This window comes from Sphingomonas sp. UNC305MFCol5.2, from assembly GCF_000712135.1.
Taxonomy (GTDB): domain Bacteria; phylum Pseudomonadota; class Alphaproteobacteria; order Sphingomonadales; family Sphingomonadaceae; genus Sphingomonas.
In genome coordinates this window covers 500,011-514,271 of sequence record NZ_JOOE01000002.1, presented here as the reverse complement: position 1 = coordinate 514,271, position 14,261 = coordinate 500,011, and the positions used below count along the sequence as shown (strand labels likewise).

Genomic DNA, 14,261 nt, shown 5'->3' with positions numbered 1-14,261 from the left:
ACTGCAATGAGGTCGAGAGCGCGTGCTTAGCTCTGACGGAAGAGTATCTGAACGAAAAACTTTCGCATCTGCGAAGGGTTGTTGGCGTGCGCGACAACGCGTTGCCGTGTTGCGGCGAACGCCGCTGCTGGCGGTCGGGGGCGCGCTGTTCGGCGTGCTGTCCGGCATGCCGGCATATGCCCAGCAAGCCGAGGCGCCGGAACGCGCTCAGCAAGCCGAGGTGCCGGAACGTGCCCAGGAAGCGCCACGGCCTAAGCCGCAGACGGAGGCGAGGCAAGGCCTGCGAATCGAGCCTTCGCTGACCACGGTCTATGACGGTAACGTCTATAGGGTCGACTCGCGAACCGAGGATCCGGTTGCCGATGTGATCGTCACTCCCGCTATCGAGATCGGCTATGATCGCGATATCGGCATCGCCGCTTTCAGCCTTCGTGCGTTCGCGGGCTATGACCGGTTCATCTCCGAAACCCAGCGGAGCAAGCCGCGTCTCGAGCTTGAAGGTTCGGGCAAATACGTCATCGCCGGGCGATGCTGGGTGCGGCCGTCCGCTAGCTATCGCCAGCAGCGCGCCGATTACGGCGACATCAACAGCGCCAGCGAGAATCTCCAGAAATTCTCGATGCTCGGCGTCGCGGCCGATTGCGAGCGCCCCGCCGGCCTTTATCCGGTCGTCGCATGGCAGCGCGATACCACGCGCAACGGCGACGGCTTCGAATATGCCGATCAGACCAGCAATCTATACCGCGCCGGCATCGGCTATTCACGGCCGAGCCTCGGCAAGCTGACCGCTTATTACGAGCATGTCACCAGTGAGCGGCCCCAACTCGCGGTGGAGAACCGCAGCGACGCTTATGGGCTGTCCTTTTCGCGGTCTGTCTCGCCGCTCACTTCGATCGACGCCGATATCCGCTGGATGCACGTCACCAGCACCGCCGCTGCGGTGAGCAGCTATAACGGGCCGGGCTGGAACTTCCGCATCTCGAGCATGGTGATTCCGCGCGTGAAGCTCACGGGCGCCACCGAGCGCACCATCGTCAACGATAGCCTGATCGCCACGGGGTTCGCGGTGCGCACCGCGTGGCGGCTCTCTGCCGATGTTGCACTGAGCGAACTGACGTCAGTCGGCGTGTTCGGCGAGCTGGTGCGGCGCGATTTCCGCCAGGATGCGGCGATCCGGCCATTCAGCTATACGCACGATAGAACGAACCAGTTCGGTTTGATTGCGCGCCGCAAGATCACCGAGGCTCTGGCCCTGGATCTTTCGGTCACGCATCTCGATCGAGCCACCAACAGCGACGTCTCGAACTATCGCGCCAATCGCGTGTCGCTTGGCGCAACCATGAGGTTTTGAACCTATGAGGAATATTCTTCTGACCCAGAGCCGGCTCTTCACCGCGGCGTTCGCCGCATCGACCGCCCTCGCTTTGCCGGTAGTGGCGCAGACCACCGGCGCAGGCGTTGCTGCCGCACCGGCAGCGCCTGTCGCCACGGCTTCCGCACCTGCCGCCGCGCCGGCGACGCCCGCTACACCGCCCCGCGCCGCCGCGGCCGAAGGCTATCGGCTCGGTCCCGACGACGAGGTCAAAGTCTTCATCTATGGCCAGCCGGATCTGTCGGTCACCACGCGCGTGAAGGCCGACGGCACGATCCGGCTGGCGATGCTCGGCGCAGTCGACGTGCGCGGCAAGACCACCGCGGAGTTGGCCGATGCGATCGCCGCGGGATACGCCCAGGGCGGCTACCTCGAGCGGCCTTCGGTCAATGTCGAAGTGTCGCAGTTCGTCAGCCGCTTCGTGACGGTCCTCGGCAACGTGCCCCAGGCGGGCAATTACCCGCTCGATCGGCCGTACACCGTCGCCGGGATGCTCGCCCGGGCGGGCGGCGCGACCGCCACCGGCGCCAACGCCGTCATCCTGACGCCCGCCGACGGCAGCGGCCCGGTTCGCATCTCGCTCGCCGAGATGAATGCCGGCGCCAGCAGGCCGCTAGCGCCCGGCGACATCCTGTTCATCCCGCCTGCGGAGAAGGTCTACGTTTACGGCCAGGTGCAGGCACCCGGCGCGTTCACCTTCGTTCCCGGCCAGACTTTCCGTCAGGCGCTCGCGCTCGCCGGCGGACCCACGCTCGCGGGCTCGACCAAGCGGATCAAGGTGCGCCGCGCGGGCAAGGAAGTCGAAGGGCTCAATCTCGACGATCCCGTCAAGCCCGAAGACGTGCTGGTCATCCGCGAGAAGCTGTTTTGAGCGCGACGCAGAATTGGAGTTACGGCATGAGCTGGAACGAGCGATTGCGGCATTGGCTGCGGGGGCTGCTTGGCGGGGACGCCGGCGGCAGACGCATTCCCGAGCGGCTCGACTATGACGCGGGGCCGCCGGACGAAGAGGTCGCGGTGCCGATCTCGGGCGGTCGCGCATCGACCGCGGGACCCAGCATCGCGTTCCGGCGCAACGCCGTGTTCGCGGCGTTCAACACCGCGGTGCCGGTGAGCGATCGTCATGGGCTGGCCGGGCGCAAGAAGGAACTGGCGCGGCTGATCGACGCAGTGGTCAAGCAGCGCAAGCACGCGCTGATCTATGGCGCGCGCGGATCGGGCAAGACTTCGCTGGCGCGCGTGTTCGGCGATCTCGCCGACGAGGCGGGATGCGTCGCGCTTTATGGCTCGGCGAGCGAAGGCGCGGGCGTCGACGGGCTGTTCCGCCCGTTCCTCGACGAGCTGCCGCTTCAGCGCGGGATCGCCGCGACGATCCCGGCGGACCGGCCGCTGAGCGTCCAGCAGGTCGCCAATCTGTTCGTCCAGGGCGTCAACCAGCGCACCTTGCTGATCGTCGACGAATTCGATCGCGTCGCCGCCGAGCGCACCCGGCACGAAGTCGCGACGTTGCTCAAGCTGCTCACCGACATGCACTCCATGGTGCAGATCGTGCTGGTCGGGATTGCCGGGAATGTCGACGGCCTGCTCGCCGCGCATCCCTCGCTGCGCCGCCATTTGTTCGCCCAGCCGGTGTCGCCGATCGAGCGCGACGAGCTTGCCGGCCTGCTGCGACTCTGTGCGCAGCAAGCCGGGCTGTCGTTCGAGGAAGAGGCGGTCCAGACGATCGTCTCAGCGGCGATCGGGTCGCCATATCATGCGCGGTTGTTCGGGATGCATGCCGCGCTCGCGGCGGAGGGAGCGGGGCGCGATCGCGTCACGCTCGCCGATGCGCAAAAGGGACTTGCCGAAGCGCTCGCCGAATGGAGCGATCTGACCCCCGACGTCTACGCGATCTTCGCGCGTGCGCTCGGCCAGGCGGGATCGTTGCGGGGGATGGTCGCACTGGCGGGCGTGCTTGCGGCGCATGCGCCGGTGCTCACCTTCGAGCGGATGACCGCGGCGGGCACCGATCTGTTCGGCGAGGAGCTGGGCGGGCCGACCACGGTCGATCGCACCATCGGGCTGATCGCTCCGGCGCTCAGCGAGGACGGCATGCCCGGCGAGCTTCAGTTCGCCGATTCCTTGTCGCCGCAATTCCTCGTGCTGATGGCGAACGGCGCCGCATCGCGGCCACGCGAGACCGCATCGCTGGATCGCGAGACGCTCGACGCACGTGAGCTTCTCCAGGGAGTCGGGCTATGACGATCAAGGCAGCCGATCTGATCGAGGCGCTCAAGGCGCGCTGGCTACTGGTCGCGGCGATCACCGGCGTATTGTTCGCGCTCATCGCGGGTATCGCGCTGGTGCAGCCGCGCCAATATCTGGGGGCGTCGTCGCTGCTTCTCGATCTCTCGCAGACCGATCCTACCGACAGTACCCAGCAACAGCAGGGGCGGATCGAGACCGATTCGATCATCGCGACGCAGGTGGACCTGATCAAGAGCGCCAAGGTGACCGACGCAGTTGCCAAGGCCGCGGGCTTCGTCGACCAGGTTCCCGCCGATCTTCCTCCCGATGCACGCCTTCAGCAGGCCGCGGCCCGGGTACGTGCCGGTCTCACGGTCGCGACCGGGCGGCAGAGCAATGTCCTGCAGATCCAGTTCCTCGATCCCGATCCGGCGGTTGCCGCGCGGGTCGCGAACCTCGCCGCACAGATCTACATGCGCGAGCAGGTGAGCCTGCGCGCTTCGGCGGCGCAGGGTTCGGCGGAATGGTTCGAAGCGCGCACCGCCGATGTCCGGCGCCGCTACGAAATCGCGCAGAAGAAGCTCTCCGACTTTCAGCGCGCGCACGACATCATCGGCATGAACCGCATGGATCTGGAAGCGGAGAAGCTCAAGAATCTCTCGGCCTATCTCGTCCAGGCGCAGGCCGACGCCGCCGCCGCACATTCCAAATCGGGGTCGGCCGCGGTGCCCGAGGTCGCGACGTCGCTGGTCGTCCAGAACATCCAGGAAGCGATTGCCACGCAGGCGGCGAAGGTGGCGGAACTCGGCAAGTCGCTGGGGCCTAACCACCCGGAGATGATCGCCGCCAAGGCACAATTGGGCGAGCTTCAGGGCCATCTCCGCGACGCGCGCGGGGTTCAGGCGTCGTCGATGACCGCCAACAGCAGCGCGGCGAGCCGCCGCGAGGGCGAGCTGCGCGCCGAAATGGCGGCGCAGGAGGATCGCATGATCCGGATGTCGGGCGTGCAGGACCAGCTGATGGTCATGCAGCGCGACGTCGAGGCGGCGCGGCAGACCTATGACACGGTCCGCCAGCGCTTCAACGAAGCCGCGCTCAAGAGCCAGATCTCGCAGCCCAATGCGAGCCTGCTCGATCAGGCGACGGTGCCGCTGTTACCCGCCCGCCCGAGCCTACCCTTGTGGTTCGCCGCCGGGATCGCGCTGGGGCTGCTCGCCGGTATCGCCGCAGTGGTGCTGAGCGAAATTCTGCGCCCGCGCGTCCGCACCGTGAATGGGTTGGCGGCTTCGACCGAAGTCGAGGTCATCGCCGATCTCTCTCCCAAATCACGGCCCGTCGAGGGCCTGTTCATGCCACGTCAGGAGGCTGCATGAGGCTCCGTTCCACTGCGGGCGCAAACCCGCTCTTCGCCGAGACTGCGGTCCATCCGGTCAGTGAGGCCGAGACATCGGGGCAGGGCGGTCTCGCATTGCTCGACAGGAGTGACGAGCGTATCGATCCGCTGGTGACCGCGGCGTTCGACGCCGATGATCCCTATGTCGCCAAGGTCCGCAAGGTCCGCGCCAAGCTGCTCGCCACCGCGCGCGAGGCGAGCGGGGCGGACGGCAGGCTGCGGCTCGCGATCCTGTCGCTGCAGGGCGGCGACGAGGCGTCGATCCTCGCCGCCAATCTCGCGACGGTGATGGCGCAGATGGACGGGCCGACGATCGTCGTCGATGCCGATGTGGATCGGCCCTCGCTCGATCGGCTGCTCCGTTTGCCCAACCGTATCGGGCTCGCCGAGCAACTGGCCGGTCAGGCGTTGCGGCTGCCGGTGCTCCAGACCGCGATCGACCGGCTGTGGCTGATGCCCGCCGGCCAGGCCGCTGGTGGCGCGGCGACGTTGGTCGAGAAGGGCTCGCTGGCCGAGGCGGCGGAACGCTGGAACCTTCCCGATGCCAATCTGCTCGCGTTTCTCGCCGAGCGACCGCGCGGAGGAACCGCTTTCGGCAACGTGCTCGAAAAGTTCGATGCGGTTGTGGTCGTCGCGCGGCGGGGCGTCACGCCCGTCGCCGAGATCCGCCGCGTCATCGACGATCTCGACCGGCATCGCATCCCGATCGCCGGTTCGGTGGTGAGCTGAAGGGCGCGAGATGCACGGAAACGCCACCCTCGAATTACCCTTGAGCGGGAGCGGCGCGGGCGGCAGCGGACATTCGGAGACCGCCTGGGTGGGCGGTGTGCCGGTGTCGACGCTGTCGCTCCGCGCGCTGATCGAACGCATGCTCCGCGACGCGCCCCTGCGGCTCGCGGCGGGCGAGCGGCCGCTGCTCGTGTTCGACTGCAACGGTCATGGCCTGTCGCTCAACGCGACCGACAAGGGCTTCGCCAGGGACCTGGCGCAGGCGGATCTGATCCACGCCGACGGGCAGGTGATCGTCAAGGCATCGCATTGGCTGGGCGGTCCGCAGATCGCCGATCGCTCGAGCACCACCGACATGTTTATCGATAGCCTTCCCGGCGCTGCGGAAGGCAAAGTGCGTTATTACCTTCTCGGCGGCACCGAGCAGGTGAACCGGGATTGCGCCGACAAGATCTGCGCGGACACGCCGGGCCTGGAACTGGCGGGGCGCCGCAACGGCTTCTGGAAGCCGGACGAGGAAAACGCGGTGATCGACGCGATCAACGCCGCCGCGCCCGACGTCCTCTGGGTCGGCACCGGCAAGCCGCGCGAACAGGCGTTTTGCGTGCGCAACCGCGACAGGATCAAGGCCGGGTGGATCGTCACTTGCGGCGGCCTGTTCAACTACATCACCGGCGATTATCCGCGCGCGCCGATGTGGATGCAGAAGGCGGGGCTCGAATGGCTCCACCGCATGGCGACCAACCCGCGGCATTTGGCGTGGCGCTATCTCACCACCAATCCGCATGCGCTGTACCTGATCTGGAAGCACCGGAATGGCTGAGGCACCGGCTTTGCCTCTCGAAAAGAAACCGATCCGCGCGACGCTCGCGCGGTTCGGACTGGCGAGCATGTCATCCGCGGCGGTGTCGGTCAGCCATCTGCTCGTCCAGCTCGTGTCGGTGCGGCGGCTGGGGGCGAGTGAGATTGGCACACTGGCTTTCCTGCTGGTGATCATCCAGTTCGGCTACGGACTGTCCAATGCGCTCGTTTCGACGCCTTATGCGATCGCCGTGAACCAGCGCGAGGACGGCGAGGACGAAGGTTTTGACTTCTTCTTCCCGATGAACCTGCTGCTCGCGCTGTCGCAGGGGCTGCTCTGCGCCGCAATCGGCTGGATCATGGCGGGCCCCTGGGCCGCGGCGGCGTTCGGGCTGGCGGGCACGTTCTCGCTGCTCCGCTGGTTCGGCCGTGCCACTTCCTATGCGCATCATACGCCAAGCGGCGCCGCGGTCTCGGACCTGGTCTATGCAGTGCTCGTCGTAGCGGGCGTGGGCGCTACGCTCGCGATCGGGGCGCGGCTCGAGCTGTTCGGGGCAGTGATCGCCGGCGCAGGACTGCTCGCTTTGATCCCCTTCGGCGCGGGCTTTCTGTTCCGCCACCGGCCGGTCGGCCTCGGGCGCGCCTTTGCAGCGTATCGCCCGGTGTGGAAGCGGCAATCGGCATGGACGCTGATCGGCGTAATCACCACCGAGGCGACGTCGAACGCGCACAGCTATATCGTCACACTGTTCGCCGGCCCCGCAGCGTTCGCGCCGATAGCGGTGGGGATGCTCTTCTTCCGTCCGGTCAATGTCTGCATCACTGCACTCACCCAGCTCGAACGCCCGCGCATGGCGCGCGCGGTGGGCAAGGGCGACGAGCGTTCAGCCCGCGGATCGGTACGGGCCTTTCTCGCGGCTCTGCTGGTGATCTGGATCGCCACGGCAGTCACCGCGGCGCTCATCCTGTTCGTCTTTCCGCACGTGATCATCAAGCCGACTTTGTCGGTGGAAACGGTGATGATCGCAGTCGCGCTCTGCGCCGCTTTGTCGCTGGTCCAGTGCCTCCAGGCGCCGATGAGCGTGCTCACCCAGGCGCGCGGCGCGTTCAGGCCGCTCGCGGCGACCAGCGTGCGGAGCTGCTTCGTCGGCGTCGCCGCAGTGGTCGCGATCACGCTGTTCGCACCCTCGGTCTACACGATCGCCGGGGTAGTGCTGGCACAGCTCGTGATGATGCTCGGCATCTGGCGGCTGGACCATGTTTGGCGGCGTACCCAGCGCGAGACGGCGGAATGAGCCTCGCGCTTCCCTGGTATCGCGGCCGCGCACCGCTCCGCGCCGGCGGTGCCGCGCCGGCACGTGCCGAGGCGCTGATCCCGATCGCACAGGCCGTTTACTACATCTTCCTGATGCTGATCTTCATCGGCCAGCAGCCCTTCTCGTCGCGCAACCAGGAGCAGCTGGTGGCGATGGCGGCGAACAATGACGGATCTGACCCGTTCAAACAGGCATTCTTCATCGGCTTCGCGATGGTGCTGACGCTGCTCGAGCTCGTGCGGCGCTACAAGCCGCAATATCGCTTCACCTATTGGCCGATGCTGCTGATGCTCGGCTGGTTCCTGATCAGCTGCGCGTGGGGCGTCGATCCCTTCGTCTCGTTCAAGCGCGTGATGCAGCAGGTGATCGTGATCTACATCACCTTCCTCGCGCTTGCCTTGCTCGGGCCCGAGCGGATCTATCGCACGCTGATGGCCGCGCTCGTCACCTCGCTGCTGATCTGCTGGATATCGCTGCCGCTCACCCCCAATGCGGTCCACCCGCCGACCGAGAGCGACAAGGCGCTGATCGGCGCGTGGCGCGGCTTCTTCTTCCACAAGAATATCGCCGGCGCCGTGATGGCGCTCACCTTCGTGGTCACCGCGCACGCCTATTTCACTTCCAGGAAGTGGTATTATGCGCTGTTCTCGGTGATGGCGTTCGTCTTCGTGGTCGGCACGAAGAGCAAGACCTCGCTCGCTTTGTGCTTCGCGATCCTCGCGGTGAGCTCGGTCTATCGGTTGCTCAGCCAGTCGGTCGCCAAACGGGCGGTGCTGCTGCTGCTCGTCGGCCTCGGCATGCTGCTGTTCCTTGCGCTCTACATCGCCTTCCAGCCCGTGATCGAGCGCTGGTTCGCCGATCCGACCGCCTTCACCGGGCGCGTCTCGATCTGGAAGGTCGCGATCGATTATCTCGGCGATCATCCCTGGCTCGGCGCGGGCTTCGGCGGTTTCTGGCAGGTGGGCGATCTCTCGCCCGCGCACGATTATCTCAACCAGAAATTCCAGCTGCTCACGGCGCATTCGCACAACGGCTATCTCGAGATCCTCGTCACCACCGGTCCGGTCGGGCTGGTGCTGCTGCTGCTCTCGTTCGTGGTGCTGCCTGCCTATTGGTTCCTGACCGGGACTACCCGCCAGAACGCCACGCTGATGGCCAGCGCCTTCGCGATCTGGAGCTTCGTGCTCTACCAAAACCTGCTCGAGACCTCGTTCTTCGACAAGGATCGTCAGGTCTGGGTGATCTTCCTCTCGTCGCTCGCCATCGCGCACGCCTCATTCAAGGCGGTCGAGCGGCCCCGCTGGCACCGCCAGCGGGCGCGCATCCCAGTTACCGGAGTTCCTGCATGACCGAAATCGCCGTCTGCATTGCCACACGCCAGCGGCCGAAGGGGATAACCCGTACGCTCCGCTCGCTCACCGCGCTGCAGACCGAGCGCGCGGTCACGGTGATTGTTGCGGATAACGACGCCGAGAAGCAGGAAGGGATCGCCGCAGCCAAGGCGCTGCAGGCGGAGGGCTATCGCTGGCCGCTCAAGCTGCTGACGGTTGCCGAGCCCGGCATCCCGCAAGTCCGCAACGCCCTTGTCGCCGCGGCGCTGCGGCTGCCCGACATCCGCTTCGTCGCCATGCTCGACGACGACGAGGCAGCTGATCCGCACTGGCTCCACGCGATGCTGGCATGTCAGGCCGCAACGCGCGCCGATGTGGTCGGCGGCGCGGTGCTGCGCGAGATGGAAGGCGACGTGCCGTCGTGGATGCTGGAGCACCCGATCCTGCGACCGAAGCTGCGCGGCGCCTCGGGCGTGGTCGACCTGGTCGACAGCACGGCCAATGTGCTGATCGCGGCTGAGGCGCTGCGTGCGCTGGGTGATACGCCGTTCGACGAGGCGATGGCGCTCACCGGCGGCTCCGACAAGGAGCTCTTCACTCGGATGCAGCGCGGTGGGCGTCGCTTCGCCTGGGCCGACGATGCGCGCGTCACCGAGCTGATTCCGGCGAGCCGCATCACGACCAAATGGCTGCTGATGCGCGGCTACCGGATCGGGATGACCGATACGATCACTGCGCTGACCCACAGCACGCCGATCAAGGTGGCGACCGCCGAGGTGCCGCGCATCGTCGGCGGCTTCGTGCTCGGCTCGCTCGGCGCGCTGACGTTCGATCCCGGCAAACGGATCGAGCGGCTCGGCAAGCTCTATCGCGCGGCGGGCAAGATCGCCGCGCTCACCGGCAATCACTACGAAGAATATCGCAAGGTGCACGGCGCATGAGGAACGACACCGGCCAGCCCACCTTCTCGGTGGTGATCCCGCTCTACAATCGGGCGGAGATCGTGACGAAGACGATCCGTTCGGTGCTCGACCAGGATTTCGGCGATTTCGAGATCATCGTCGTCGACGATGGATCGAAGGACGATCCCGAGCCGGTGGTGGCCGCGATCGGCGATCCGCGCATCCGCTATGTCCGCCAGGACAATGCCGGCGGCGGGGCGGCGCGCAATCGCGGGATCGAGGAGGCGCGCGGGCGCTATATCGCCTTCCTCGATTCCGACGACCAGTTCCTGCCCGGCAAGCTCTCGATCATGGCGGCGGCCTTGCCCGACGAGGGGGATACCGTCCTCTATTCGCAGATGAACGTCGACCGCGGAGTCGACCGTTACTGGGTCCGGCCGGAGCGGGGCATTCGCGAGGATGAGGATGTCGGCGAGTATCTGTTCTGCGCCAACCAGTTCATGCAGACCTCGACGCTCGTCGTGCCCACCGCGCTGGCGAAGCGCGTGCGCTTCGATCCCGCGCTCAAGAAAGGACAGGACCTGGATTTCGCCGTGCGGCTGCAAGTCGCCGGCGCGCGCTTCCGGATGATCGAGCAGCCGCTCACCATCTGGCTCGACGCGACCGAAGTGGGGCGGACTTCCTATGTCCGCGGCTACGAGACCTCGCTCGACTGGCTCGATCGCTGCGGGCATCTGCTCACCAGCCGGGCGCGGCACGGCTATCGCGCGACGGTGCTCGCCTACCACATGGCGCCGGTCCGCCCGCTCGCGACGATCCCCGAGCTGGTCCGCGGCCTGTTCTACGGACGCGTGCCGGCACGCATCCTCGCGCGCCAGTTGCTGCGCTCCTACCTCCCCAAGTCCTTCTACCGCTCGCTCGTGAACCAGTTCGTCCATCGCTTCGGCAAGCCCGAGGCGCTGGCTGGCAAGGCGGGCAAGTGAATGGACGCGGCTAGCCAGCTTCAGCCAGTCGGGGCGAATGCGGCGGAGGGACCGTTGTTCACGGTCGTGATCCCCACCTACAATCGGCGCGACGCCGTGGTCGAGGCGGTGCAATCCGCGCTCGACCAGAATGTGCGCGACATCGAAGTCATCGTCGTCGACGACGGCTCGACCGACGGCACCGCCAGCGCCGTCGCCGCGATCGGTGACGAGCGCCTCCATATCATCGTCCAGCCCAATGCCGGGGCGGCGGCGGCGCGCAATCGCGGCATCGATTATGCGCGCGGGCGCTATGTCGCCTTCCTCGATTCGGACGATCGCTTCTTCCCCGATCATCTCGCCGATCTGCTGCCGCTGCTCGCACAGGGCGACGATATCGTGGCCTATTGCCGGGTGGTGGTCGATCGCGGCTCGGGACGGCACTTTCTCAAGCCCTATCGCGAGATATTGAGCGGCGAGACCGTCGATCGCTATCTGATGTGCGAGCGCGGCTTCATCCAGACCAGCAGTCTCGCGCTGCGGCGGACGCTGGCGAACACGGTGCGTTATCGCGAGGATGTCGGCTTCGGCGACGATACCGATTTCGCGGTGCGGCTGTCGCTGGCCGGCGCGAGGTTCCTGATGGCGCCCCGCGCGACGGTTTTGTGGGCCGATCGCAAGACCGAGAACCGCCTGTCGCAGGTCCGCGCCAATATCGGCAATCTCGCCTGGCTCAAGGATCTGCGCCCGCACATCTCGGCGCGCGCTTATTCCGCCTATATGGGCTGGCACGCCGCGAAGAGCGTCTGGCCGACCAGCCGGCGCACGGCGCTGTTTTATTATTTCGATGCCCTGCGCCACGGTGCCTTCCGCCCGCGCATCGCCGCCATTGTGCTGTTGCAAATCATTATCCCTGACAATGTTTATCGAAAAGCGGCGGATCGATGGATCGCATTGACCAGCCGGGTGCGGGGCGCCCGGATATGAAGCGTCGTACCTTCCTCGCCGGCGCCGCGGCAGCGTGCAGCGTCCCGCTCACCACCAGCGCGGTGCCGTTCGTGCCGCCGGAGCCCGATACCAGCGGGCCCGGGCTCGACGCCCGTGCCCGCAAGAGCGGGCGGCATTTCGGCTGCGCGATCAAGTCGAGCCAGATCGCCAAGGATCCGGATTTCACCGCCGCGGTGCTGCGCGAGGCGGGCGTGATCGTCGAGGAATATGAGCTCAAGCGCCATGTCACCCAGGCGAAGCCCGGCAAATACGACTTCAGCGGCGCCGACAAATTGATCGACTTCGCCCAGAAACACGGCCTCGGCGCGCGCGGGCATACTTTGGTCTGGTACGCGGCGAACCCGCCCTGGCTCGAGGCGGCGCTGCCCGGCGCCAGTCCGCGCGACCGCGAGGAACTGCTCGGCGGCTATATCCAGACGGCGATGCGGCGCTATGCCGGGCGCATCACTGAATGGGACGTGGTCAACGAGCCCGTCGAGCCCAATCAGGGCCGCCGCGACGGGATGCGTGCCAAGAACATCTGGGAACAGGCGTTCGGCGACCGCTATATCGACCTGGCTTTCCAGATCGCCCGCGAATCCGATCCCAGGGCCAAGCTGTTCCTCACCGATTTCGGACTCGAGCATAACTCGCGCCGCTGTGCCGCGCGACGCGACGCGATTCTGGAGCTGCTGGAAGGTGCCCTGTCGCGCGGCGTGCCGATTGACGCTCTGGGTGTCCAGGGGCACCTCAAGCCGTTCCGCGAGCCGTTTGACGAGCGAATCTTCGCCGACTTCCTCGATCGCGTGCGCGGGATGGGGCTGGGAATCGCGATCACCGAATTCGACATCGCCGATCGCGGCGGTCCCGCCGACGTCACTGCCCGCGACGCGCAGGTCGCCGCGGTCGGCCGGGCATTCCTCGATGTCGCGCTCGACAATCCGGCCATGGGCTCGGTGCTGAGCTGGGGTCTGTCGGACCGCTATTCATGGTTGTCGACCTATCCCGACTATCGCTGGCCCGACGGGCAGAAATCGCGCGGGCTGCCTCTCGACGCGGACCTCAAACGCAAGCGGCTCTGGGCGGAGATGGCGGCGGCGTTCGATGCCGCACCGCCGCGCCGGGCAAGTATCGGACCGCAGGGAGTGCCGGCATGAGAATCGCGTCGTTGACCGGCCTGCGGGGCCTCGCCGCCGTCGCGGTTCTGCTTTACCACATCCCGCATTCGCCGGCCTTTCAGAACTTTGCGATCGGGCTGTTCTCGCGCGCCTATCTCGCGGTCGACCTGTTCTTCGTGCTCAGCGGCTTCGTCATCTCGATCGGCTATTACGAACGCGTCGTGAAGCGCCCCAGCGCCGCCAGCTATGGCGATTTCCTGCTCAACCGGATGGCGCGTGTCTGGCCGCTCCATTTCGTCGTCGCTTTGGTGTTCCTTGTCCGCATCCTCGTCAACGTGTCGGGCGACCAGCCCGTGGCGCTGACGCCTGCCAACATCGTCACCAATTTGCTGATGATCCAGAGCTGGGGGTGGGGGACACAGGCACTTGCCGGGAATAGCTGGTCAGTGAGCACCGAGCTCGTCGCCTATCTGCTGTTCCCGCTCATTGCGATATTCGCTTTCTCGCGCGCGGTCTGGCTGCAGGTCGCGGGCGCGGTGGCGCTGCTGATCCTCGTTGCGCTGCTCGGCCACGGTTCGCGCGGGCCGCTCGACGTCAATGACGGCAATTCGATCCTGCCCGTGCTGCGCTGCCTCGCCGGCTTCGCGCTGGGCGTCGTCGCTTTCCGCGTCGCGCGGGACCCGCGATGCGAACGCTTGCTGGGTGGCGAGCGCGGCTTCCTCGCGAGCTGCGCGCTGCTCGTCGTGGCGTTGCTGATCCCCGGCGGCGACGTCGTGGTCGCTTTGTGCTTCCCGCTGCTGGTGATCGCCTGTTACTATGACGGCCGCGCGTCGCGGGCGCTGCTCGCGAACCCGGTGGTGTTCCATCTCGGGCTGATCAGCTATTCGATTTATCTCTGGCATCCTCTGGTCCGCGACGTCTTCGCGCGCGGCATGGGAATCGCCCATCGTCATGGATTTTCCGGGTTCGACTGGGTGTTCTACGCCGGCATCCTGGTGGCCACCTGGCTGGTCTGCTGGGCGAGCTATCTGCTGATCGAAGTGCCCGGCCATCGTGCGATCAAGAAGCTCGAGCGTCACGTCGTGCCCCGGCCGCCGCTGCCGTTCCAGCAGGCCGCCGAATAG

The 14,261-nt window shown here is 66.6% G+C and carries 13 protein-coding genes; all 13 read left to right on the top strand.

Annotation, left to right across the window (positions count from 1 at the left end; genetic code table 11):
- The first annotated feature begins 106 nt into the window (after positions 1–106).
- From BR78_RS0109530 to BR78_RS0109470, 13 genes are read left to right on the top strand one after another with little or no spacing between them, the layout of a single operon-like run.
- Entirely contained in the window at positions 107–1,351 is a 1,245-nt protein-coding gene (locus tag BR78_RS0109530) for a hypothetical protein (protein ID WP_231478226.1), read from the top strand.
- A 4-nt stretch (positions 1,352–1,355) separates the two neighbouring features.
- A complete protein-coding gene (locus tag BR78_RS0109525; RefSeq protein ID WP_081855717.1) occupies positions 1,356–2,243 on the top strand; it encodes a polysaccharide biosynthesis/export family protein in 888 nt (295 codons plus the stop codon).
- Between the two features lie 26 nt (positions 2,244–2,269).
- Positions 2,270–3,613, top strand: coding sequence for an ATP-binding protein (locus BR78_RS0109520; RefSeq protein WP_051683279.1), 1,344 nt, complete (start codon positions 2,270–2,272; stop codon positions 3,611–3,613).
- Positions 3,610–4,971 carry a GNVR domain-containing protein gene (locus BR78_RS0109515; protein WP_029936325.1) on the top strand — a complete coding sequence of 454 codons (1,362 nt, stop codon included), beginning with the start codon at positions 3,610–3,612 and terminating at the stop codon, positions 4,969–4,971. The genes BR78_RS0109520 and BR78_RS0109515 overlap by 4 nt, the downstream gene beginning before the upstream one ends.
- A complete protein-coding gene (locus tag BR78_RS0109510; RefSeq protein WP_049811690.1) occupies positions 4,968–5,720 on the top strand; it encodes a hypothetical protein in 753 nt (250 codons plus the stop codon). Before BR78_RS0109515 ends, BR78_RS0109510 begins: the two co-directional genes overlap by 4 nt.
- Before the next feature lie 10 nt (positions 5,721–5,730).
- Complete coding sequence (locus BR78_RS0109505; RefSeq protein WP_081855716.1) at positions 5,731–6,543, top strand: WecB/TagA/CpsF family glycosyltransferase; 813 nt, start codon at positions 5,731–5,733, stop codon at positions 6,541–6,543.
- Positions 6,536–7,816 carry a polysaccharide biosynthesis protein gene (locus BR78_RS0109500; RefSeq protein WP_029936321.1) on the top strand — a complete coding sequence of 427 codons (1,281 nt, stop codon included), beginning with the start codon at positions 6,536–6,538 and terminating at the stop codon, positions 7,814–7,816. Before BR78_RS0109505 ends, BR78_RS0109500 begins: the two co-directional genes overlap by 8 nt.
- Positions 7,813–9,186, top strand: a complete 1,374-nt coding sequence (locus BR78_RS0109495) for an O-antigen ligase family protein (protein WP_051683278.1) — start codon at positions 7,813–7,815, stop codon at positions 9,184–9,186. Before BR78_RS0109500 ends, BR78_RS0109495 begins: the two co-directional genes overlap by 4 nt.
- A complete protein-coding gene (locus tag BR78_RS0109490; protein ID WP_029724424.1) occupies positions 9,183–10,109 on the top strand; it encodes a glycosyltransferase family 2 protein in 927 nt (308 codons plus the stop codon). Before BR78_RS0109495 ends, BR78_RS0109490 begins: the two co-directional genes overlap by 4 nt.
- Complete coding sequence (locus BR78_RS0109485) at positions 10,106–11,053, top strand: glycosyltransferase family 2 protein (RefSeq protein ID WP_029724423.1); 948 nt, start codon at positions 10,106–10,108, stop codon at positions 11,051–11,053. The genes BR78_RS0109490 and BR78_RS0109485 overlap by 4 nt, the downstream gene beginning before the upstream one ends.
- Positions 11,054–12,019, top strand: coding sequence for a glycosyltransferase family 2 protein (locus tag BR78_RS0109480; protein ID WP_049811688.1), 966 nt, complete (start codon positions 11,054–11,056; stop codon positions 12,017–12,019).
- Complete coding sequence (locus tag BR78_RS0109475; protein ID WP_029724421.1) at positions 12,016–13,176, top strand: endo-1,4-beta-xylanase; 1,161 nt, start codon at positions 12,016–12,018, stop codon at positions 13,174–13,176. Before BR78_RS0109480 ends, BR78_RS0109475 begins: the two co-directional genes overlap by 4 nt.
- A complete protein-coding gene (locus BR78_RS0109470; RefSeq protein ID WP_029936315.1) occupies positions 13,173–14,261 on the top strand; it encodes an acyltransferase family protein in 1,089 nt (362 codons plus the stop codon). Before BR78_RS0109475 ends, BR78_RS0109470 begins: the two co-directional genes overlap by 4 nt.

What these genes read in the sequence shown, in the direction of transcription:
- BR78_RS0109525 (WP_081855717.1), top strand. Translation starts at nt 1,356, where the DNA reads ATGAGGAATATTCTTCTGACCCAGAGCCGGCTCTTCACCGCGGCGTTC.
- BR78_RS0109520 (WP_051683279.1), top strand. Translation starts at nt 2,270, where the DNA reads ATGAGCTGGAACGAGCGATTGCGGCATTGGCTGCGGGGGCTGCTTGGC.
- BR78_RS0109515 (WP_029936325.1), top strand. Translation starts at nt 3,610, where the DNA reads ATGACGATCAAGGCAGCCGATCTGATCGAGGCGCTCAAGGCGCGCTGG.
- BR78_RS0109510 (WP_049811690.1), top strand. Translation starts at nt 4,968, where the DNA reads ATGAGGCTCCGTTCCACTGCGGGCGCAAACCCGCTCTTCGCCGAGACT.
- BR78_RS0109505 (WP_081855716.1), top strand. Translation starts at nt 5,731, where the DNA reads ATGCACGGAAACGCCACCCTCGAATTACCCTTGAGCGGGAGCGGCGCG.
- BR78_RS0109500 (WP_029936321.1), top strand. Translation starts at nt 6,536, where the DNA reads ATGGCTGAGGCACCGGCTTTGCCTCTCGAAAAGAAACCGATCCGCGCG.
- BR78_RS0109495 (WP_051683278.1), top strand. Translation starts at nt 7,813, where the DNA reads ATGAGCCTCGCGCTTCCCTGGTATCGCGGCCGCGCACCGCTCCGCGCC.
- BR78_RS0109490 (WP_029724424.1), top strand. Translation starts at nt 9,183, where the DNA reads ATGACCGAAATCGCCGTCTGCATTGCCACACGCCAGCGGCCGAAGGGG.
- BR78_RS0109485 (WP_029724423.1), top strand. Translation starts at nt 10,106, where the DNA reads ATGAGGAACGACACCGGCCAGCCCACCTTCTCGGTGGTGATCCCGCTC.
- BR78_RS0109480 (WP_049811688.1), top strand. Translation starts at nt 11,054, where the DNA reads ATGGACGCGGCTAGCCAGCTTCAGCCAGTCGGGGCGAATGCGGCGGAG.
- BR78_RS0109475 (WP_029724421.1), top strand. Translation starts at nt 12,016, where the DNA reads ATGAAGCGTCGTACCTTCCTCGCCGGCGCCGCGGCAGCGTGCAGCGTC.
- BR78_RS0109470 (WP_029936315.1), top strand. Translation starts at nt 13,173, where the DNA reads ATGAGAATCGCGTCGTTGACCGGCCTGCGGGGCCTCGCCGCCGTCGCG.